The 19,940-nt window shown below is 71.5% G+C and carries 17 protein-coding genes; 7 read left to right on the plus strand and 10 right to left on the minus strand.

What is annotated here, in order from left to right; all coding sequences use genetic code 11:
* Positions 1–142 precede the first annotated feature (142 nt).
* Positions 143–1,054 (plus strand): carbohydrate kinase family protein, encoded by a 912-nt coding sequence (locus tag ACZ5FU_RS23590; RefSeq protein ID WP_468838699.1) that lies wholly within the window; start codon positions 143–145, stop codon positions 1,052–1,054.
* 48 nt (positions 1,055–1,102) lie between these two features.
* On the opposite strand, the gene uvrA is transcribed toward ACZ5FU_RS23590, so the two are convergent.
* The gene (gene uvrA / locus ACZ5FU_RS23595; RefSeq protein ID WP_468645987.1) at positions 1,103–4,120 is read right to left on the minus strand and encodes an excinuclease ABC subunit UvrA; all 3,018 of its coding nucleotides are present in this window, start codon (positions 4,118–4,120) and stop codon (positions 1,103–1,105) included.
* Positions 4,121–4,343: 223 nt separating this feature from the next.
* Between uvrA and ACZ5FU_RS23600 the strand changes: the two genes are divergently transcribed.
* Complete coding sequence (locus tag ACZ5FU_RS23600) at positions 4,344–5,033, plus strand: maleylpyruvate isomerase family mycothiol-dependent enzyme (RefSeq protein ID WP_468645985.1); 690 nt, start codon at positions 4,344–4,346, stop codon at positions 5,031–5,033.
* A 10-nt stretch (positions 5,034–5,043) separates the two neighbouring features.
* Entirely contained in the window at positions 5,044–5,697 is a 654-nt protein-coding gene (locus tag ACZ5FU_RS23605; protein ID WP_451528911.1) for an MBL fold metallo-hydrolase, read from the plus strand.
* Positions 5,698–5,867: 170 nt separating this feature from the next.
* On the opposite strand, the gene ACZ5FU_RS23610 is transcribed toward ACZ5FU_RS23605, so the two are convergent.
* Positions 5,868–6,179 carry a hypothetical protein gene (locus tag ACZ5FU_RS23610; RefSeq protein WP_451528910.1) on the minus strand — a complete coding sequence of 104 codons (312 nt, stop codon included), beginning with the start codon at positions 6,177–6,179 and terminating at the stop codon, positions 5,868–5,870.
* A 174-nt stretch (positions 6,180–6,353) separates the two neighbouring features.
* Positions 6,354–6,845, minus strand: coding sequence for a type II 3-dehydroquinate dehydratase (aroQ, locus tag ACZ5FU_RS23615; RefSeq protein ID WP_451528909.1), 492 nt, complete (start codon positions 6,843–6,845; stop codon positions 6,354–6,356).
* Positions 6,846–6,946: 101 nt separating this feature from the next.
* Here aroQ and ACZ5FU_RS23620 point away from each other — a divergent pair, with 101 nt between their 5' ends.
* A complete protein-coding gene (locus ACZ5FU_RS23620) occupies positions 6,947–7,993 on the plus strand; it encodes a S66 family peptidase (protein WP_451528908.1) in 1,047 nt (348 codons plus the stop codon).
* 271 nt (positions 7,994–8,264) lie between these two features.
* On the opposite strand, the gene ACZ5FU_RS23625 is transcribed toward ACZ5FU_RS23620, so the two are convergent.
* The 6 genes from ACZ5FU_RS23625 to ACZ5FU_RS23650 form a co-directional block, all read right to left on the minus strand.
* The gene (locus ACZ5FU_RS23625) at positions 8,265–9,365 is read right to left on the minus strand and encodes a calcium:cation antiporter (RefSeq protein WP_451528907.1); all 1,101 of its coding nucleotides are present in this window, start codon (positions 9,363–9,365) and stop codon (positions 8,265–8,267) included.
* 123 nt (positions 9,366–9,488) lie between these two features.
* Complete coding sequence (locus tag ACZ5FU_RS23630) at positions 9,489–10,490, minus strand: TerC/Alx family metal homeostasis membrane protein (protein WP_451528906.1); 1,002 nt, start codon at positions 10,488–10,490, stop codon at positions 9,489–9,491.
* A 287-nt stretch (positions 10,491–10,777) separates the two neighbouring features.
* Positions 10,778–12,805 (minus strand): TerD family protein, encoded by a 2,028-nt coding sequence (locus ACZ5FU_RS23635; protein WP_451777142.1) that lies wholly within the window; start codon positions 12,803–12,805, stop codon positions 10,778–10,780.
* Between the two features lie 54 nt (positions 12,806–12,859).
* A complete protein-coding gene (locus ACZ5FU_RS23640) occupies positions 12,860–13,438 on the minus strand; it encodes a TerD family protein (RefSeq protein WP_451528904.1) in 579 nt (192 codons plus the stop codon).
* Positions 13,439–13,590: 152 nt separating this feature from the next.
* Positions 13,591–15,738, minus strand: coding sequence for an excinuclease ABC subunit UvrB (uvrB, locus tag ACZ5FU_RS23645; protein ID WP_451528903.1), 2,148 nt, complete (start codon positions 15,736–15,738; stop codon positions 13,591–13,593).
* A 40-nt stretch (positions 15,739–15,778) separates the two neighbouring features.
* Positions 15,779–16,624, minus strand: a complete 846-nt coding sequence (locus ACZ5FU_RS23650; RefSeq protein ID WP_451528902.1) for an MHYT domain-containing protein — start codon at positions 16,622–16,624, stop codon at positions 15,779–15,781.
* A 283-nt stretch (positions 16,625–16,907) separates the two neighbouring features.
* On the opposite strand from ACZ5FU_RS23650, the gene ACZ5FU_RS23655 reads away from it, so the two are divergent.
* Together ACZ5FU_RS23655 and ACZ5FU_RS23660 are read left to right on the plus strand one after the other, a co-directional pair.
* Positions 16,908–17,777 (plus strand): glycerophosphodiester phosphodiesterase, encoded by an 870-nt coding sequence (locus ACZ5FU_RS23655; RefSeq protein ID WP_468838703.1) that lies wholly within the window; start codon positions 16,908–16,910, stop codon positions 17,775–17,777.
* A gap of 73 nt (positions 17,778–17,850) precedes the next feature.
* Positions 17,851–18,405: a methylated-DNA--[protein]-cysteine S-methyltransferase gene (locus tag ACZ5FU_RS23660; protein WP_451777148.1), complete on the plus strand. Its 555-nt coding sequence runs from the start codon at positions 17,851–17,853 to the stop codon at positions 18,403–18,405.
* Between the two features lie 94 nt (positions 18,406–18,499).
* Here the strand turns inward: ACZ5FU_RS23660 and ACZ5FU_RS23665 are convergent, their stop codons facing one another.
* Positions 18,500–18,928: a VOC family protein gene (locus tag ACZ5FU_RS23665; protein ID WP_451528899.1), complete on the minus strand. Its 429-nt coding sequence runs from the start codon at positions 18,926–18,928 to the stop codon at positions 18,500–18,502.
* 102 nt (positions 18,929–19,030) lie between these two features.
* Between ACZ5FU_RS23665 and ACZ5FU_RS23670 the strand changes: the two genes are divergently transcribed.
* Positions 19,031–19,936, plus strand: coding sequence for a pseudouridine-5'-phosphate glycosidase (locus ACZ5FU_RS23670; protein WP_468838777.1), 906 nt, complete (start codon positions 19,031–19,033; stop codon positions 19,934–19,936).
* Positions 19,937–19,940 lie beyond the last annotated feature (4 nt).

The following is a 19,940-nucleotide window of genomic DNA, read 5'->3' on the forward strand; positions in this document are numbered from 1 at the left end:
CGTCCGCCGTCCGCCGCGCGGGAGGAGCTGTCCGTCGTTCACCGTACGGGGAACCGTGTCCGAACCCCCGGGCTTCGTGGGACCCTTGGCCCCCGACAGCCCGAGCGGTGTGCTCGGCGAGCCACCGGAGAGGAACCGCCCCGTGATCGTCGTCGCCGGTGAGGCCCTGATCGACCTGGTACCGCAGGGCACTGGCGCCCTCGCGGCTCTGCAGCCGGCCCTCGGCGGCGGCCCGTACAACACGGCCGTGGCGCTGGGCCGCCTCGGCTCCGCGACCGCGTTCTGCTCCCGCGTCTCCTACGACGCCTTCGGCGAGGCGCTCCTCGAGGGGCTGCGCGACGCGGGGGTGGACGTGTCGGCGGTGCAGCGGGGCGCGGAGCCGACCACCCTCGCGGTGGCCACGCTCGACGGGAACGGCTCGGCCGCCTACTCGTTCCACGTCGAGGGCACCGCGGACCGGCTGTTCACCGCTCCCGCGGGTCTGCCCGCCGGCAGCCGCGCGGTGTCCTTCGGCACCTGTTCGCTGGTGCTGGAGCCGGGCGCGAGCGCGTACGAGGAGCTGATGCGCACGGCGGCGGCCCGGGGCCTCTTCACCGCCCTGGACCCGAACGTCCGGCCCGGTCTGATCCCCGACGCCGACGCCTACCGGGCGCGCTTCAGGAGCTGGCTGCCCTCGGTGTCCCTGCTCAAGCTCTCCGAGGAGGACGCCCTCTGGCTGGGCGGCACCCCGCGCGACTGGCTGGCCGCCGGGCCCTCCGCCGTCGTGATCACGCACGGCGGCGACGGGCTGACCGCCTTCACCCGGGACGGCTCCGTGTACCCGGTGCCCGGCGAGAAGGTCGACGTCGTGGACACCATCGGCGCCGGCGACACCGTGAACGCGGCTCTGCTGCACGCCCTTTCGGTCCAGGACGCCCTCTCCCCGCAGGCTCTCGCGGACCTGGGCCGGGACGGCTGGGAACGGCTGCTGCGCTTCGCGGCCCGCGCGGCGGCGGTCACCTGCTCGCGGGCGGGCGCGGAACCGCCGTACGCCTCGGAACTCGGCGAGCTGTGAGACGGCGGCGCCCCGTGGGGAACTCCCCACGGGGCGCCGCCGTTCCTTCTACTTCTTCGTCGCCTTCTTCGCGGCCGTCGTCTTCTTCGTGGTCGTGGCCGTGGCCTTCTTCGCGGTGCCGGCGACGGCGGCCCTCGCGGTCGCCGTCTTCCTCGGCGCCGCCTTGGCCGCGACCGTTTTCTTCGCCGTCCCGCGCGGGGCCTTGACCGCCTGCGCGTCGCTGACGCGGTCGCCGAGGACCTCGCGCAGGAACTTGCCGGTGTGGCTGGCCGGGACCCCGGCGACCTCCTCCGGCGTGCCCTCGGCGACGACGACGCCACCGCCCGCGCCACCCTCGGGCCCCATGTCGACGACCCAGTCGGCGGTCTTGATCACATCGAGGTTGTGCTCGATGACGATGACCGTGTTGCCCTTCTCCACGAGGCCGGAGAGGACCTTCAGGAGCTTGCTGATGTCCTCGAAGTGCAGGCCCGTGGTCGGTTCGTCCAGGACGTAGACCGTGCGGCCGGTGGAGCGGCGCTGGAGCTCGCTGGCGAGCTTGACGCGCTGTGCCTCACCGCCGGACAGGGTGGTCGCGGACTGGCCGAGCCGGACGTAGCCGAGGCCGACGTCCTTGAGGGTGTTGAGGTGGCGGGCGATCGCGGGGACGGCCTCGAAGAACCCGGTCGCCTCCTCGATCGGCATGTTCAGGACGTCGGCGATGGACTTGCCCTTGTAGTGGACCTCGAGGGTCTCCCGGTTGTAGCGGGCGCCGTGGCAGACCTCGCACGGGACGTAGACGTCCGGGAGGAAGTTCATCTCGATCTTGATCGTGCCGTCGCCCGCGCAGTTCTCGCAGCGGCCGCCCTTGACGTTGAAGGAGAAGCGGCCGGGCAGGTAACCGCGGACCTTGGCCTCGGTGGTCTCGGCGAACAGCTTGCGGACGTGGTCGAAGACGCCGGTGTAGGTCGCCGGGTTGGACCGCGGGGTGCGGCCGATGGGCGACTGGTCGACGTGGACGACCTTGTCGACGAGGTCGTCGCCGTCCACGCGCGTGTGGCGCCCCGGCACGTTCCTCGCGCCGTTCAGTTCGCGGGCCAGGTGCGTGTACAGGATGTCGTTGACCAGGGTCGACTTGCCGGAGCCGGAGACGCCCGTGACCGCGGTGAAGACGCCGAGCGGGAAGGAGACGTCGATGTCCCGCAGGTTGTTCTCGCGGGCCCCGCGCACCGTGAGCTGCCGGGACGGGTCGCGCGGACGCCGGAGGTCGGGCAGCGGGATGGCCTTCTTGCCGGACAGGTACTGCCCGGTCTGCGACGCGTCGTTGGCGAGCAGCTCCTTCAGGGAGCCGCTGTGCACCACCTTGCCGCCGTGCTCGCCCGCGCCGGGGCCGATGTCGACGATCCAGTCGGCGACCTTGATGGTGTCCTCGTCGTGCTCGACGACGATGAGCGTGTTGCCCATGTCGCGCAGCCGGACGAGGGTCTCGATCAGGCGGTGGTTGTCGCGCTGGTGCAGGCCGATGGAGGGCTCGTCGAGGACGTACAGCACGCCGACGAGACCGGAGCCGATCTGGGTGGCCAGGCGGATGCGCTGGGCCTCGCCGCCGGAGAGCGTGCCGGCGGCGCGGTTGAGCGAGAGGTAGTCCAGGCCGACGTCGACCAGGAACCGCAGGCGCTCGTTGACCTCCTTCAGGACGCGCTCGGCGATCTTCTTGTCGCGCGCGTCGAGCTTCAGCTCGCCCAGGAAGTCCGCGCAGTCGCTGATCGACATGGCGGCGACCTCGGCGATGGACTTCCCCATGACCGTGACCGCGAGGACGATCGGCTTGAGGCGGGTGCCCTCGCAGGTGGGGCAGGGCACCTCGCGCATGTAGCCCTCGAAGCGCTCGCGGCTGGCGTCGCTCTCGGCCTCGGTGTGCCGGCGCTTGACGAACGGGACGGCGCCCTCGAACGGCGTCGTGTACACGCGCTCGCGGCCGTACCGGTTGCGGTAACGGACCTCGATCTGCGTCTTGTGGCCCTGGAGGAGGGCCTTCCTGGCGCGCTGCGGCAGACCCGCGAAGGGGATGTCGGTGCGGAATCCCAGGGCGTCCGCGAGGGCGCCGATCAGGCGGCCGAAGTATTCCTTGGTGTGCCCGTGGGACCAGGGGTGGATGGCGCCCTCGTCGAGGGACTTGTCCTCGTCGGGGACGATCAGCTCGGGGTCGACCTCCATGCGCGTGCCGATGCCGGAGCAGTCGGGGCAGGCGCCGAAGGGCGAGTTGAAGGAGAAGGAGCGGGGCTCCAGCTCCTCGAAGGACAGGTCGTCGTACGCGCAGTACAGGTGCTCGGAGTACATGCGCTCGCGCTCGGGGTCGTCCTCGGGCAGGTCGACGAAGTCCAGCACGACCATGCCGCCGGACAGGCCGAGGGCGGTCTCGACGGAGTCGGTGAGGCGGCGCTTGGCGGACTCCTTCACCGTGAGGCGGTCGATGACCACCTCGATGGTGTGCTTCTCCTGCTTCTTCAGCGTGGGCGGGTGGGAGAGCTGGACGGTCTCGCCGTCCACCCGCGCGCGGCTGTAGCCCTTGGTCTGGAGGTCGGCGAACAGGTCGACGAACTCGCCCTTGCGCTCGCGGACCAGCGGCGACAGCACCTGGAAGCGGCTGCCCTCGGGCAGCTCCAGCACCTTGTCGACGATGGCCTGCGGCGACTGGCGCGAGATGGGGCGGCCGCACTCGGGACAGTGCGGCTTGCCGATGCGCGCGAAGAGCAGGCGCAGGTAGTCGTAGACCTCGGTGATGGTGCCGACCGTGGAGCGCGGGTTGCGCGAGGTCGACTTCTGGTCGATCGAGACGGCCGGGGAGAGGCCCTCGATGAAGTCGACGTCCGGCTTGTCCATCTGCCCGAGGAACTGCCGGGCGTAGGAGGAGAGGGACTCGACGTAGCGCCGCTGCCCCTCGGCGAAGATCGTGTCGAAGGCCAGCGAGGACTTGCCCGACCCCGACAGGCCCGTGAAGACGATGAGCGAGTCGCGCGGCAGGTCGAGCGAGACATTCTTGAGGTTGTGCTCGCGCGCGCCACGGACGATGAGACGGTCGGCCACGCCGGTCCGCACCTTTCTTGAGAGAAGTGACAGGGGCGGGGCCCCCGTCCTTCTCAGACTAGGGGGAGCCACTGACAACGCCGGTCGGATTCACGGGTTGACAACAATCCCCTGCACTCCAGCATGCCCGACGCCGCCCACGACCTTATAGCACGTGTATTCGATTTAAGGGCGGCTGCCGATTTCCTTCACCCGAAGGAGTGACGAAGCTAAGGTCAGCACCATGATTGATCACGCTCATGACCTGGCGTCTGTACGTGACGCGACCGAACGGCTGCTCACCGCGGTCGCCGCACTGGACGACGTGTCCGTGACGCAGCCCTCACGCCTGCCCGGCTGGAGCCGCGGCCACGTCCTCGCCCACCTGGCCCGCAACGCCGACGCCCTGGTGAACGTCCTCCAGGGCCGCCCCATGTACGTCGACGCCGCCGTGCGGGACGCCGACATCGAGCGGGACGCACCGCGCCCCCCGGACGTCCAGCTCGCGGACGTCCGGGAGAGCGCCGACCGCTTCCAGGAGGCCGCCGCCGTCCCCGCGGACTGGTCGCGCACGGTCGAGCTGCGCAACGGCGTCACCGACTCGGCGGCGCGGGTGCCCTTCCGGCGCTGGGCCGAGGTGGAGCTGCACCACGTGGACCTCGGGATCGGCTACGAGCTGGAGGACCTGCCGGAGGAGTTCGTCGCGCGGGAGATCGACTTCCTCGCGGACCGCTTCGGCGGCCACGCGGACGTACCGTCGACGGGCTTGCGCAGCGACGAGGGCGGGACCTGGACCACGGGCGGCGGCGCGCCCGGCGGGCCCGTCGGCGTCCGGGGCCCCGCCGCGGACCTGCTCGGCTGGCTCTCGGGACGCCGTGACGGCTCCGCGCTGACGGTCGACGGCGGACCGCTCCCGGCCCTCCCCCCGCTATAGGCTGGCGGTCATGACGTACAGCGGAGAGGTGCGGGTCGGCGGCCCGGCGGACGTGCACGAGCTGAAGGACCTGATGATCACCAAGGTCGCGGTCGGTCCGATGGACAACAACGCCTATCTGCTGCGTTGCCGGGCCACGGACGAGCAGCTGCTGATCGACGCGGCCGACGACGCCCGGACGCTGCTCGGCACGATCGGTGACGACGGCATCGCCTCCGTCGTCACCACGCACCGTCACGGAGACCACTGGCAGGCGCTCGCCGAGGTCGTCGTGGCCACGCGCGCGCGTACGTACGCCGGCCGGGAGGACGCCGAGGGCATCCCGGTGCCGACCGACGTCCCGCTCGACGACGGCGACGTCGTCCGGGTGGGCGAGGTGCGCCTCACCGCGCGCCATCTCGTCGGACACACACCGGGCTCGATCGCCCTGGTGTACGACGACCCGCACGGGCATCCGCACGTGTTCACCGGCGACTGCCTCTTCCCGGGGGGTCCCGGAAGGACGACGAGCACGGCGGACTTCACGAGCCTGATGGACGGCCTGGAAGAGAAGATCTTCGGCTCCCTGCCGGACGAGACGTGGATCTATCCGGGCCACGGGAACGACACGACGCTCGGGGCCGAGAGGCCGCACTTGGGAGAGTGGCGCTCCCGCGGCTGGTGATCCGTCGATCCGTGCGGAACGACCGGCGCCGGACGCGCCGCACGCCATCTCCCGCCCCGAGGCGGAGACGAGACGGGACGAGACGGGGAGGCCGCCTCCGAAGGCTCCGAAGTGCCCCGGAGAACGACCTCCCTGACGCTACGACAGATGGCTCACCGAACCTGCGGGATTCAGCAGTACCGCCGCTCGGCCCGGGCGAAACCCGAACTGTAGCCGTCGGCGTAACCACGGGTGTAGTCGTTGCTGCTGAGGCTCCGCAGCCTCGAGTTCAGTCGACAGTCGTCCCTGGCATCCTGATAGCCGTCCCGGAACCCGTCCCTGAAGCCCTGCCGGTAGTCGCGCGGGCTGTTGACGGCCGCAGGCGCACTGGCGTGGGCCTCGGCCGGTGCGGCCGCTGAAGCCTGCTGCACGCCCACCGGCGCGAGGCCGAGGATGAGGACCGAGCAGGCGATGACGGAGCGTTTCCCGTGCCTAGCGGTCATGACTACCCCTTGGGTACATAGAGTGCGGGGGACCAATTTCCACACTAATGCCCCATATGGGTCACGCAACTTGCCACCCGTCGACGGTGGACGACGGACGCGATCGACTCGTACGGCGCCTTGTCCCCGTGGAGGTCGGACGCCGGTGAGGGGCGCCTGCCGGGAAGCCGGTGCTCACGCGAGACCGCGGCTCACGTGCTCGCCCGCCCCGCCCCCCGCCAGCGCCGCGACGCGCTCCACGGCGAACACGTAGCCCTGCACCCCGCAGCCCGCGATGACGCCGTCGGCGCGCAGCGAGACGTACGAGTGGTGCCGGAAGGACTCCCGCCGGTGGATGTTGGAGATGTGGACCTCCAGCACCGGCAGTCCGTCACAGGCGTTGAGCGCGTCGAGGATCGCGATCGACGTGTGCGAGTAGGCGCCGGGGTTGATCACGACGCCGCAGTGGTCGCGCCGCGCCTCGTGGATCCAGTCCACCAGCTCGCCCTCGTGGTTGGACTGCCGGAAGTCCACCGTGCCGCCGTGCGCCGCCGCGGCCTTCGCGCACAGCGCCTCGACGTCGGCGAGCGTGTCGGAGCCGTAGATCTCCGGCTGGCGCTGCCCCAGGAGGTTCAGGTTGGGGCCGTTGAGAATCATGAGGGGGGCGTTGGCCAGGGTGCGGGGCACGGTTCCTCCGGTCCGTTCGGCGTGGGGCGGGCCGTCGGACCGCCGTTCGGACCTGGTTTATCACGGTGAAACAGCGGGGCGGGAAGCCTAGTCTCACCGGTATGACCACCCCCTCGTACCCTCCCAAGCCCTCCCCCGGTGACCGCGTGGCCGTCCTCTCGCCGGCCGCCGGCCTGCCCGGTCTCTTCCCGGTCCCCCACGAACTGGGCCTGGAACGGCTGCGCGAGGAGTTCGGCCTCGAACCGGTCGAGTACCCGACGACCCGCACGATGGGCGCCACGCCTCGGGCGCGGGCCGACGACATCCACGCCGCTTTCGCCGACCCCGGCATCAAGGCGGTCATCGCGTCGATCGGCGGTGACGACCAGATCACCGTGCTGCCGCTGCTGGACCGTGAGTTGATCCGGGCCAACCCGAAGCCGTTCTTCGGCACGAGCGACAACACCAACCTGCTCGCCTTCCTGTACAGCACCGGGATCGTCGGCTATCACGGCGCGAGCGTGATGGTGCAGCTCGGGCGGCCGGTGGCCATGGACCCGCTGACCGCGGACTCCCTGCGGGCGGCCCTGTTCACCTCGGGCGCCTACGAGCTGCGGCCGGCCGAGCGCTGGAACGACGTCGAAGGCGACTGGGCCGACCCGGCGACCTTCGCGTCGGAGCCGGAGACCCGGCCGGGCACCGGCTGGATCTGGCGCAATGCCGACCGCGTCGTCGAGGGCCGTGGCTGGGGCGGCAACCTGGAGATCCTCTCCTGGCTCCTGATGGCCGACCGCGAGATCTCCCACGACCTGTCGGTCTACGACGGCGGCGTGCTGTTCCTGGAGACCTCCGAGGAACTCCCCGGCGCCACGGAGGTCTTCCGGATCCTGCGCGGCATGGGCGAGCGCGGCCTCCTCCAGCGGTTCTCCGCGCTCCTGATGGGCCGCGCCAAGACGTGGTCCTTCGAGCGCCCCAACGGTCCCGCGGAGGCCGCCCGCTACGCCGTGGAGCAGCGCGAAGCGGTCCTGAGCGCACTGGAGACGTATGCGCCCGCCACCCTCGCCGTCTTCGACGTGGACTTCGGCCACACGGACCCGCAGCTCGTCCTCCCCTACGGGGGGACGATCCGCGTCGACGGGCCCGCACGCCGCATCACCGTCACGTACTGAGCCCCGTACGGCCGCTGAGCCCCGTCGGCTGTGCCGCCGCCGCGCCGTGGAGGTTCCCTCCGGTCCTGCCGCCGAGCCCGGCCGGCCATCACCTCGGCGGAGTGCTCGGCGGCGCGCTCACGCCCCTCGCGGCCACGGCGTTCGCACAGCAGAAGCACGCGGAGCGCGTTCCCCGGGGGTGGGCGTGCATCTGACGGACATCTCCCTGCTCGGCCTCGGCCGCCTCCCCTGCTGCCGGGGACCCTGCCGGTACCCGCTCGGACGGAAGAGCCTAGGGATTGACCGCCAGCTCCAGGTACGCCGCGAACAGCACCAGGTGCACACCGCCCTGCAGCGGGGTCGCCCTTCCCGGAACGACCGTCAGGGAGCTGACGACGACGGTCAGTGCGAGCAGCACCATGTGGGTGGGGCCGAGGCCGAGGACGAGCGGGCCGGAGAGCCAGAGCGAGGCCAGGGCGACCGCGGGGATCGTCAGGCCGATGCTGGCCATCGCGGAGCCGAGTGCGAGGTTGAGGCTGGTCTGCACCCGGTCGCGGCGGGCGGAGCGCAGTGCGGCGATGGTCTCGGGGAGCAGCACGAGCAGCGCGATGATCACACCGACGACGGCGTGGTGGAGCCCGGCGGCCTCCACGCCGTCCTCGATCGTGGGCGAGACCCCTTTGGCCAGTCCGACCACGCCGACGAGGGCCAGGCCGAGCAGGCTCAGGCTGATCAGCGCGGTCCGGGACGAGGGCGCGGTGGCGTGGTCGTCCCCGGTGATCGTGTCGCCCTGCCGGGTGACCGGGAGGAAGTAGTCGCGGTGCCGGACGGTCTGGGTCGCCACGAACAGGCCGTACAGGATCAGCGAGGACAGGGCGGCGAAGGTGAGCTGGACGGTGGAGAACTCCGGGCCCGGCTTGCTGGTGGTGAAGGTCGGCAGGACCAGGCTGAGGGTGGCCAGCGTGGCGACGGTCGCCAGGGCCGCTCCGGTGCCCTCGGGGTTGAAGACCGCCGTGCCGTGGCGCAGGGAGGCCACGAGGAGGCACAGGCCGACGATGCCGTTGCAGGTGATCATCACGGCCGCGAAGACCGTGTCCCTCGCGAGGGTGGAGCTCTTGTCGCCGCCGTCCGCCATCAGCGTGACGATGAGCGCGACCTCGATGATCGTCACGGCGACCGCGAGGACCAGGGAGCCGAACGGTTCGCCGACGCGGTGCGCGACGACCTCGGCGTGGTGCACGGCCGCCAGGACCGCTCCGGCGAGGACGACCGTGACCAGGGCGACGACCGCGGGGGCGAGGTCTCGGCCCCAGGTCAGGGCCAGCAGGACGACGGCGAGCGCCGGCACGAGGGATGTCCAGCGGGTCGTGAGCGACCTGAGCCGAGCGGTCATGCAGCGATCGTCGCAGAGCGGTACGGGCTCCGCATTCCGTCCGGAGGGCCGGGAACAGCCGGGAGCGGCGCCCGGCGAATCGCCGCGCACCGCTCCCGGAGATGGTTCCCGCGCCGTCCGGTGTCAGACGTCGACGCTGTCCTTCGGGGCGCCTTCGTCCCCGGTCCGCGTCTCCTCGGCCGCCGCCTGCTTCCTGGAGGCCCGCAGGCTGGTGATCGTGGTGACGATCAGGACGGAGCAGATGACGCCGAGCGAGACCGGGATGCTGATCTCGGGGACGTGGACCCCGGACTCGTGCAGCGCGTGCAGCACCAGCTTGACGCCGATGAAGCCGAGGATGATCGACAGGCCGTAGCTGAGGTGGACGAGCTTCCTCAGCAGGCCGCCGATGAGGAAGTACAGCTGCCTCAGACCCATCAGCGCGAACGCGTTGGCGGTGAACACGATGTACGGGTCCTGCGTCAGGCCGAAGATCGCGGGGATCGAGTCGAGGGCGAACAGCACGTCGGTGGTGCCGATCGCGAGCATCACGACCAGCATCGGGGTCATGACCCGCTTGCCGTTCTGCTCGATCCACAGCTTGGTGCCGTGGTAGCGGTCGGCGACGCCGAACCTGCGCTCGGCGGCCTTGAGGAGCTTGTTCTCCTCGAACTCCTCGTCCTCCTCGTCCGCCCTGGCCTCCTGGATGAGCTTCCAGGCCGTCCAGATCAGGAAGGCGCCGAAGAGGTAGAACACCCAGGCGAAGCTGGCGAGGATCGCGGCACCCGCGGCGATGAAGATCGCCCGCAGGACCAGGGCGATGAGGACGCCGACGAGCAGGACCCGCTGCTGGTACTGCGAGGGGACGGCGAACTTCGCCATGATCAGGACGAAGACGAAGAGGTTGTCGACGCTGAGCGACTTCTCGGTGATGAAGCCCGCGAAGAACTCTCCGGCGGGCTGTCCCCCTCCGAAGAGGAGCAGCCCGAGCCCGAACAGGGCGGCCAGGGCGATCCAGACGACGGTCCAGATACCGGCTTCCTTGATCGACACGTCATGCGGCTTGCGGCCGATGAAGAAGTCGATCGCGATGAGGGCACTCAGGCCCACGATGGTCAGGACCCATAGGGTCACGGAAACATCCACTGCGCCTCCGGCAGTACGTAACGGCAGGTGATCAGCGTCGTCGCGCTGCCGGAGGTCTCTTCCACCCCGGGTCCCGGCGCACAGCATGCGCACGGGGCCGCACGGGCCGACGCCCCGGGATCGGTCCTGATCCGTATTGACGGGTACGTCGCAGCTGGTAGGGAGTACTCCCCTCCGTACGAAAAACAGTACCCAATCCCCAAGGAAAGGTAAAGGGATCGGTAAAACAAAGACCAAGTCCGCTGGTCAGGGCGCTTTACGGTCGCCCGGTGAAGCGGGGGAAGGGGTCAGCCCCGCCATGTCCGGCGGGCCGCGGCGACCTGTGCCAGGACCTGCTGGAGGACCTGGCTGCCGGACGGCACGAGGGCCGGCTCGTACGTCCAGGCGTGGCCGACCCAGGGATCGGCGAGGTGGTCGTCGGGCACCGGCGTCAGCCGCATCAGCCCGCGCCACAGCGGATCCAGCAACGGACCGTAACCGGCGGCGTCCTCGCGGTCGGCGACCATCATCAGATGGACGCCGACGGACGGGCCCTCGTCCGCGAGGTAGCGGAGCCGGGTCACGGCGCGGTCGTCGAAGCCGTAGGGGAAGCCGTTGACCACCAGGAGTTGCTGGGCGGTGTCGAAACCGGGCGGGAGCGAGTCGGCCGCACCCCCGCGCACCGCCATCTGCACCAGGTCGACGTGCTGGGTGAGGCGGGTGAGGACCTCCGTCACCCCGGCCGATCCCACCGCCGGCGGTGCCGCCAGGACCCCGCTGCGCACCAGCGGGGCGAGTGCCGGCGCGCCCGAACCGTCCGGGTCGACGACGTGCACGGTGAGCTCGTCGGCCGGGTGGACCGCCAGCAGCCGGGCCGTGTGCGCTACGGCCGAGTCCAGCGCGAGCCGGCGCAGCTCGTGGGAGTCGGGGAACGAGCCGTCGGGCGAGCCCGTCCGCCCGCTGTCGATCCACAGACCTCGCTCCAGCGGGAGGCGGATGAGCATGGGGACGCGCAGCCGGTCGCTCTCGGGAAGGTGCAGGTCGCCCAGGCGCAGCGCCATGGGCATCTCCATCGGGACGCGATAGGCGTGCCAGACGGGATTGTCCCAGCGCGCGAAGGCCGGCGGCAGCGCCGGCTCGACGACCTCGGCCTCGGCCACGAGCTGGGCGAGATCGCGGTCCAGCACCTGCCGGGCCTGGTCGACGAGCTGGGCGTGCTTGGCACGGGCGGTCTCGCGGGCGGCGTCGCCCTGGCCGCCGATCCGGCTGCGCGGGTCGGAGAGGACCTCGTCGAGTTCCCGCTCCCTGCGCGTGTCGGCGAAGTCGACGGCGCTGCGGTAGGCGGCCGTGGTGCGGGCGAGGTCCTCGAACATGCCCCAGACCTGGTTGTAGAGCCGCTCCTCCATGGACCAGCCGGTGGCGTCGCCGGCGACCGGCCGCGCGGGCCTGCCGGGCTCGGCCGGGGGCGCGGCGGGCGGGGGCGGCGGGGCGGTGGTCCGCCGCCGCGGGTGGCTGTAGTCGACGGGCCCGCCGGTGCCGGACGCCGAGGGGGTGCCCGGCCGGGTGGTGGCCGCGGGGTCCGCGGGCCCCGCCGGGTGCCCCGCCACCGCATCCGCCGCGCCCTGCGACGGCTGGGGACCCGGGTACGGGCCGGCCGCACCCTGGGTGCTCTGCCCGCCGTAGGGGGATCCGCCCTGGTCGGGGCCGAGGGCGGAGGCGGTCGCCTGCCGGGAGCGGTCGTCGGCGTCGGCCGTGCGCGGCGGTGGGGCCGGCACCGAACGGGCCAGACCCCGGGCCACGGCCTCGTTGATGCCGGACGCGAGCTCCTGGGCCGGTGCCAGGCCCTGGTCGGCGAGGAGCGCGGCGAGGCCGCCCGCGTACCCCTGGCCGACCGCCCGGACCTTCCAGGCACCCTGGCGCCGGTACAGCTCCAGGGCGACGACGGCCGACTCGGGGCCGAGACCGGTGAGGGTGAAGCGGGCCACCTCGGAGCCGTCGAGGCCGGTGACGGCGACGGAGGGGGCGGCGAGGGAGCCGAAGGCGGCCGGTCCGCCCACCCCGGCGGGCAGGGCCAGCAGCACACTGACGCGGTGCACGCTCTCCGCGACGGCGTCCAGGTCCACCGCGAGGCGGTGGTCGGCGGCCGCCTGCCGGGAGACCTCGAGACCGGGAAGAGTGGGTGCGCCCGGGTGGGCGACCCACTCCACGCCGTGGATCCTGCCGCTCTCGTCGCAGAGCGTGGCCGCCGCCACGACCGGGGCACCGGCCGAGACCCGGATCTCGAGGCGGACCTCCGAGAGCGGGTGGTTCTGGCCCCGCACCAGCTCGGCCGTCATCGCCTCTTGTCCCCCTGCGTCGCGTGTCGTGTCGTCGTGTGCCGCCCGGGCCGGTTACAGCACGGGCAGGATGGCCGGCATCAGGTCCTGGAAGGTGCGGCCGTTGGCCGGGGTGCCGAGGGCGGTCATGTTCCAGCCCGCGCCCACCCGGTGCACCTTGGCCATGACCTGCGCGGTGTAGGCGCCGCCGCCCGCGAGCGTGTAGCGCGCCAGCTCCTGGCCGTTGGTCTCGTCGACCAGGCGGCAGAACGCGTTCTGCACCTCCTGGAAGGTCTGGCCGGTGAAGGAGTTCACCGTGAAGACGATCTGGTCGATGTGGACCGGGACGCGCGAGAGGTCGACGAGGATCGCCTCGTCGTCGCCGCCCTGGCCGACGCCGCCGACGAGGTTGTCGCCGGTGTGCCGGACCGAGCCGTCGTCGCTCACCAGGTGGCGGAAGAAGACGACGTCGACCGGCTGCTTGTCCGCGAAGAGGACCGCGGAGGCGTCGAGGTCGATCTCCCGGGTGCGGGAGCCGAACAGGCCGCGCCGGGGGGCAGCCTGCCAGCCGAGACCCATGCGCACCGCGGTCAGGCTGCCTCCGTCGGTCTTCTGCAGACTGATGGCCTGACCCTTGGTCATGTTGACGGTCACGCGCTGATTCCTCTCTGACTGTCCCCTGTTGCCGCGGTCCCCGCGGTTGACGAAAACCCTACGCAAGGGCACTGACAGTGCCGTACCCGGGACCGCACTTTGTGTCGTTCTTGCAACACGGCGCGTACGGCGGTCGGGCCTCGCGCGGTATCTCAGGCGATGCCCGCCTCCTTCATCTGGCGCAGTTCCTTCTTCATCTCGGAGACCTCGTCGCGCAGCCGGGCCGCGACCTCGAACTGGAGATCCGCGGCGGCCGCCCGCATCCGCGTCGTCATCTCCTCGATCTGGTCGGCGAGTTCGGCGGCGGGGCGGTCGGTGGGGACCGTCTCCTTGGCCCTGCCCTTCGCGGACCCGGCGGACTTCGCGCCCTTGGCCGCCTTGCCGCCGAGGGAGGGCACCGGCGCCTTGGTGCCGCCGCCGTCCTTCTTCGCGCGGTAGCCGGAGCCCAGCAGCTGCTCGGTGTCGACCTCCTCGCGCGCGATCTGCGCGACGATGTCGTTGATCTTCTTGCGCAGCGGCTGCGGGTCGATCCCGTGCGCCGTGTTGTAGGCGATCTGCTTCTCCCGGCGGCGGTTGGTCTCCTCGATGGCCCGCTCCATGCCCGGGGTGACCTTGTCGGCGTACATGTGGACCTGGCCGGAGACGTTGCGCGCGGCGCGGCCGATGGTCTGGATCAGCGAGGTGCCGGAGCGCAGGAAGCCCTCCTTGTCGGCGTCGAGGATCGCCACCAAAGACACCTCGGGCAGGTCGAGGCCCTCCCGCAGGAGGTTGATGCCGACCAGCACGTCGAACTCGCCGGACCGCAGTTCGCGCAGCAGCTCGATGCGGCGCAGAGTGTCGACGTCGCTGTGCAGGTAGCGGACCTGGATGCCCAGCTCGAGGAAGTAGTCGGTGAGGTCCTCGGCCATCTTCTTGGTGAGGGTGGTGACCAGGACCCGCTCGTCCTTCTCGACGCGTGTGCGGATCTCGTGCACCAGGTCGTCGATCTGGCCCTCGGTGGGCTTGACGACGATCTCGGGGTCGATGAGGCCGGTGGGGCGGATGATCTGCTCGACGACGCCGTCCCCGCGCGAGAGTTCGTACTTGCCGGGCGTCGCCGACAGGTAGACGGTCTGCCCGACGCGCTCCTGGAACTCCTCCCACTTCAGCGGGCGGTTGTCGAGGGCGGAGGGGAGCCGGAAGCCGTGGTCGACGAGGGTGCGCTTGCGGGAGGCGTCGCCCTCGTACATGGCGCCGATCTGCGGGACGGTGACGTGGGACTCGTCGATGACGAGGAGGAAGTCGTCGGGGAAGTAGTCGAGCAGGGTGTTCGGCGGGGAGCCCGGCAGGCGCCCGTCGAAGTGCATCGAGTAGTTCTCCACGCCCGAGCAGCTGCCGATCTGGCGGAGCATCTCGATGTCGTACGTGGTGCGCATGCGCAGGCGCTGGGCCTCGAGGAGCTTGCCCTGCTTCTCGAGTTCGGCGAGGCGCTCGCCCAGCTCCTTCTCGATGTCGTTGACGGCGCGCTCCAGGCGCTCGGGGCCGGCCACGTAGTGCGTGGCGGGGAAGACGTACAGCTGCTCGTCGTCGCTGATGATCTCGCCGGTGAGCGGATGGAGGGTCGACAGGGCCTCGATCTCGTCGCCGAACATCTCGATGCGGACGGCCAGCTCCTCGTAGACCGGGAAGATCTCGATGGTGTCGCCGCGGACCCGGAAGGTGCCGCGGGTGAAGGCCGTGTCGTTGCGTGTGTACTGGATGTCGACGAAGCGGCGCAGCAGCTGGTCGCGGTCGATCTCGGCGCCGACCTTCAGGGGGACCATGCGGTCCACGTACTCCTGGGGGGTGCCGAGGCCGTAGATGCAGGAGACCGAGGCGACCACGACGACGTCCCGGCGGGTGAGCAGCGAGTTGGTCGCGGAGTGGCGCAGCCGCTCGACCTCCTCGTTGATCGAGGAGTCCTTCTCGATGTAGGTGTCCGACTGCGGGACGTACGCCTCGGGCTGGTAGTAGTCGTAGTACGAGACGAAGTATTCCACCGCGTTGTTCGGCAGCAGCTCGCGGAACTCGTTGGCCAGCTGGGCGGCCAGCGTCTTGTTCGGCGCCATCACGAGCGTGGGGCGCTGGAGCTTCTCGATCATCCACGCGGTGGTCGCGGACTTGCCGGTGCCGGTCGCGCCCAGGAGGACAACGTCCTTCTCACCGGCCTCGACGCGCTTGGCCAGCTCGGCGATGGCCGCCGGCTGGTCACCGCTGGGCTGGTAGGAGCTGACGACCTCGAAAGGCGCCACCGTGCGTTCGATGCTGGAAACGGGCCGCATGTCATCCACCGTACGGCCCGCCACCGACAATGCGGTCCGGTCAGCGGTTCTGCGGGGTCCGGCGCTCGCGGGGGGCCGTCCTGCGGCGGGCCCGGGGGACGGGGTGCGGGTGGGCCGGGACACCGGGCCGGTGCGCGGCGGGGGTCCGGTCGGGCCTGCCCGTCATCATGAGGGGGTCGAAGAGCACCACCACGCCGGCGAGGCAGAGGAAGGCGAGCGGGCCGATCAGCATCGGCGCGAGGAGGTCGGCGGGCGGGTCGCCCGCGGACGGTGATCCCGTGGCGTGCAGATGGACGCTGAGGGCGGCCATGCCCGTGTAGTGCATGCCGGTCACGGCGAGGCCCATGACGAGGCTCGCGCCCACGCTCCACAGAAAGCCCCTGACCTGGCCGGCGGCCCACAGCGCGGCGGTGGCGGCGGCCATCGCGATGGCCACGGAGACACCCACGGTGAGGGTGTTGTACTCGAACTTGCCGTCGAACCGCATGCCGGCCATGCCCAGGTAGTGCATCGAGGCGATCCCGAGGCCCGTGATGGTGCCTCCGGTGAACAGGGCGGTACCGGCCGCGCCCCGGTAGCCGACGATGAAGACCCCGACGCCCACCATGACCACGGCGACACCGAGGCTGGCGTAGGTCATCGGCCTGTCGTAGTGGATCGGGGCGCCGGCGACCGTGAAGCCCGTCATGGCGACGAAGTGCATGGTCCAGATGCCGGAGCCGATCGCGGCCGCGCCGAGGGCGAGCCATCCGGGGCGCCAGGAGTGGGCGACGAGCACGGCTCTGGTCGTGCAGCGCAGGCCGAGGGCACCGCCGAGGCAGGCCATGAGGTAGGCCACCAGCGGTGTGACGATCCCGTAGCTGAATCCGTCGACCGTGCCGTGCATGCGCGGTTGCCCTTCCCCTGTTGCTGGAATGCGTGGAGCGCGCCGTGTACCCAGGACCGCGCGAGCGATCAGGGTTGACGCAGAGCAGTATGACTGCCGCCTGAACGGTCGAACGATTTTCCGGCAAAGAAACACGGCCTTGCCGCAATGTGCGGCACCGGTGTGCGTCCCCGGCCGTCAATTTTCGTCCTCCGGCCCTCACGCGCGCGCTCACACACACTCGTGGTCCACTCTCCGCTGTCACAGTGGTGCCGTACGTGACCTTCCGATGCGAGGAGTACGCATGCACGCACGCACGGTCGCCGCGGCGGCCACCGCGCTGGTGGGTTTCGTCGCCCTCCTGCTCCCGGTCCACGACGCCCGGGCGGGGATCGTCGGACGGCCCGCGGTGATCGCCCACAGGGGTGCTTCCGCCCGGGCTCCCGAGAACACGCTGGCGGCCGTCGACGCGGCCGCCCGCCTGGGCGCCCGCTGGGTGGAGAACGACGTCCAGCGCACCGAGGACGGTGAACTGGTGGTGATCCACGACGACAGCCTCGAGCGGACCACCGACGTCGAGGAGGTCTTTCCCGGGCGGGCCCCGTGGAAGGTGCGGGACTTCACCGCGGCCGAGGTCGCCCGGCTCGACGCCGGCGGCTGGTTCGGCCCCGCGTACGCGGGCGCGCGCGTGCCGACGCTCCGGGAGTACGTCCGCCGTGTCGAGCGTCACGGCCAGAAACTGCTGCTGGAGCTGAAGAACCCCGCGCTGTACCCGGGGATCGAACAGGACACCCTCGAGGTGCTCGCCGGCGAGGGGTGGCTGGACCGGGAGCATCTCGACCGGCTGGTCGTGCAGAGCTTCGACGCCGGCAGCCTGCGGGCCGTCCACGGCCTGGCGCCGTCGGTGACGACCGGCCTGCTGGGCAGGCCGGCGGTGCGGGACCTGCCCGGCTGCGCGGCCTTCGCCGACCTGATCAATCCCTCGTACGTGGCCCTCTCCGCGGAGTACGTCTCCGCCGTGCACGCGGTCGGGGGACCGCACGGCAGCCCGTTGAGGATCTTCGTCTGGACCGTCGACGACGCCGCGGCGGCCCGAAGGGTGGCGCGGTACGGCGTCGACGGCGTCATCACCGACAAGCCGGACGTGGTGGCGCGCGCCCTGCACGGGGGCTGACCCCGCGCCCGGTCGGGGCACCGCGCTCGTCGGCGGGCACCGTGTTGTCGGTGGCAGGTCGTACGGTGGGCGCATGGACAGCCACGGGCAGGACGAGCAGCAGGTCGTGTGGACCGTCGTCGACACCGTCATCGGTCCGCTGCTGCTGGCCGCGACACGCGAGGGCCTGGTCAACGTCGTGTTCCACGCCGATGAGCCGGTGCGCGGGAAAGCGCTGCGCCGCCTCGCGGACCGGCTGGGCGCGGAGCCGGTCGAGTCGCCCGGGTCACCGCTGCTGTCCGAGGCGATACGCCAGGTCGACGCCTACTTCGCCGGGGAGCGGCGCGACTTCGAACTTCCCCTGGACTGGTCGCTGATCTCCGGCTTCCACCGGCAGGTCCTGCGCGAGCTGGCCTGCGGCGTCCCCTACGGCGCGGTCGTCGGCTACGGCGATCTCGCCGGACGCGTGGGCCAGCCCGGCGCGGCGCAGGCGGTGGGGACGGCGATGGGCGCCAATCCGCTGCCGGTCGTGGTGCCCTGCCACCGGGTGGTGGAGAGGGACGGCGGGATCGGCGGTTTCGGCGGCGGCCTGGAGGCCAAGCGCAGGCTGCTCGCCCTGGAGGGGGTCCTGCCCGAGCCGCTGTTCTGAGCGGGCCCGGGGCGGGACGGAGCAGGCGGAGCGGTTCGGGCGGGACGGCCGCTCCGGGACGGGGCCGTCCCGCCCGAGCGTGGCGGCGCCCGCGTCAGTCGTAGTGCCGGATCTCGACGACGTTGCCGTCGGGGTCGCGGAAGTAGAGGCTGCGCGTGGCCTCTCCCCGGGCTCCGAAGGAGCCGTGCGAGACGTCCGAGACGGGGACGTCGTGCTCGGCCAGGCGGGTGCGGAGGGCGTCGAAGGCGGTGCGGGACAGGGCGAGGCAGACGTGGTTCACGGGGTGTCCGGCGCTGTCGGCCGCCCCGGGGAGCATCGTCATGCGCTTCACCATGGTCAGCGGCATCAGGTCGAGGAGGCTCCCGTCGTCGACCCGGACGGAGGGGAAGGGCTCCTCACCCGCGGCGAACGCGGCGAGCCGGACGGGTGCCAGGCCGACGACGTCCTCGTAGAAGCGGGCCGCGGCGATCGGGTCGCGCACCCACAGGACGACGTGGTCGAGGCGGGTCGGGTTGTCGGTCATGCCCTCCAGGCTGGTGTCGTCCCCCACAGGCCGCAAGGGTTTGGCCGGGCGCGCCGCCCGCCAGGGATGAGGGGGGACCGACGGACAGGAGGCGGGCACGTGGTGCTGGTGGTGTCGGAAGAGGTGCGGGAGGCGGTCGACGCGCGTCGCCCGGTGGTGGCTCTGGAGTCCACGATCATCGCGCACGGGCTGCCGCGCCCGCGCAACCTTCAGGTGGCGCGGGAGCTGGAGGCGCTGGTGCGGGCGGAGGGCGCCGTACCGGCGACGATCGCCGTGCTGGACGGGCGGCCCCACGTCGGCCTCGACGAGGAGCAGGTGGAGCGGGTCGCGAGCGAGGACGGCATCCGCAAGCTGAGCCACCGTGACCTGCCGCTCGCGGTGGCCTCGGGGGCGAGCGGGGCGACCACGGTGTCGGCGACCGCGCTGCTCGCGGCGCTGGCCGGGGTACGGGTGTTCGCGACGGGTGGACTCGGCGGGGTGCACCGGGAATGGGCGGTCACCCAGGACGAGTCGGCCGATCTGGGCCTGCTGGCGCGCACCCGGATCACGGTGGTGTGCGCGGGGGTGAAGTCCATCCTGGACGTGCCGGCGACGCTTCAGCGGCTGGAGACGCTGGGGGTCGCCGTCGCCGGGTACGGCACCGACCGCTTTCCCGGCTTCTACCTGTCGGACTCGGGACATCCGGTGGACTGGACGCTGGGGAGTCCCGCTCAGGTGGCGGACGTGATGCGGGCTCAGGTCGACCTCGGGCTGCCCGAGTCGGCGCTGGTCGTCGCGAACCCGGTGCCGGAGGAGGAGCAGTTGGATCCCGCGCTGCACGCGCGTGTGCTCGCCGAGGCGCTGGAGGCGTGTGCGGCGGAAGGGGTCACGGGCCAGGCCGTCACGCCGTTCCTGCTCGATCACCTGGTCCGTCACACCGACGGCGCCTCTCTGAGCGCCAACCTGGCCGCGGTGCGCGGCAACGTACGGCTGGCGGGGCGGATCGCCTCGGCGTGGGCCGGGGCGTGACCGG

Source organism: Streptomyces sp. NPDC031554, assembly GCF_055580685.1.

What these genes read in the sequence shown, in the direction of transcription:
- ACZ5FU_RS23600 (WP_468645985.1), top strand. Translation starts at nt 4,344, where the DNA reads ATGATTGATCACGCTCATGACCTGGCGTCTGTACGTGACGCGACCGAA.
- ACZ5FU_RS23605 (WP_451528911.1), top strand. Translation starts at nt 5,044, where the DNA reads ATGACGTACAGCGGAGAGGTGCGGGTCGGCGGCCCGGCGGACGTGCAC.
- ACZ5FU_RS23610 (WP_451528910.1), bottom strand. Translation starts at nt 6,179, where the DNA reads ATGACCGCTAGGCACGGGAAACGCTCCGTCATCGCCTGCTCGGTCCTC.
- ACZ5FU_RS23620 (WP_451528908.1), top strand. Translation starts at nt 6,947, where the DNA reads ATGACCACCCCCTCGTACCCTCCCAAGCCCTCCCCCGGTGACCGCGTG.
- ACZ5FU_RS23625 (WP_451528907.1), bottom strand. Translation starts at nt 9,365, where the DNA reads ATGACCGCTCGGCTCAGGTCGCTCACGACCCGCTGGACATCCCTCGTG.
- ACZ5FU_RS23635 (WP_451777142.1), bottom strand. Translation starts at nt 12,805, where the DNA reads ATGACGGCCGAGCTGGTGCGGGGCCAGAACCACCCGCTCTCGGAGGTC.
- uvrB (WP_451528903.1), bottom strand. Translation starts at nt 15,738, where the DNA reads ATGCGGCCCGTTTCCAGCATCGAACGCACGGTGGCGCCTTTCGAGGTC.
- ACZ5FU_RS23650 (WP_451528902.1), bottom strand. Translation starts at nt 16,624, where the DNA reads ATGCACGGCACGGTCGACGGATTCAGCTACGGGATCGTCACACCGCTG.
- ACZ5FU_RS23655 (WP_468838703.1), top strand. Translation starts at nt 16,908, where the DNA reads ATGCACGCACGCACGGTCGCCGCGGCGGCCACCGCGCTGGTGGGTTTC.
- ACZ5FU_RS23660 (WP_451777148.1), top strand. Translation starts at nt 17,851, where the DNA reads ATGGACAGCCACGGGCAGGACGAGCAGCAGGTCGTGTGGACCGTCGTC.
- ACZ5FU_RS23665 (WP_451528899.1), bottom strand. Translation starts at nt 18,928, where the DNA reads ATGACCGACAACCCGACCCGCCTCGACCACGTCGTCCTGTGGGTGCGC.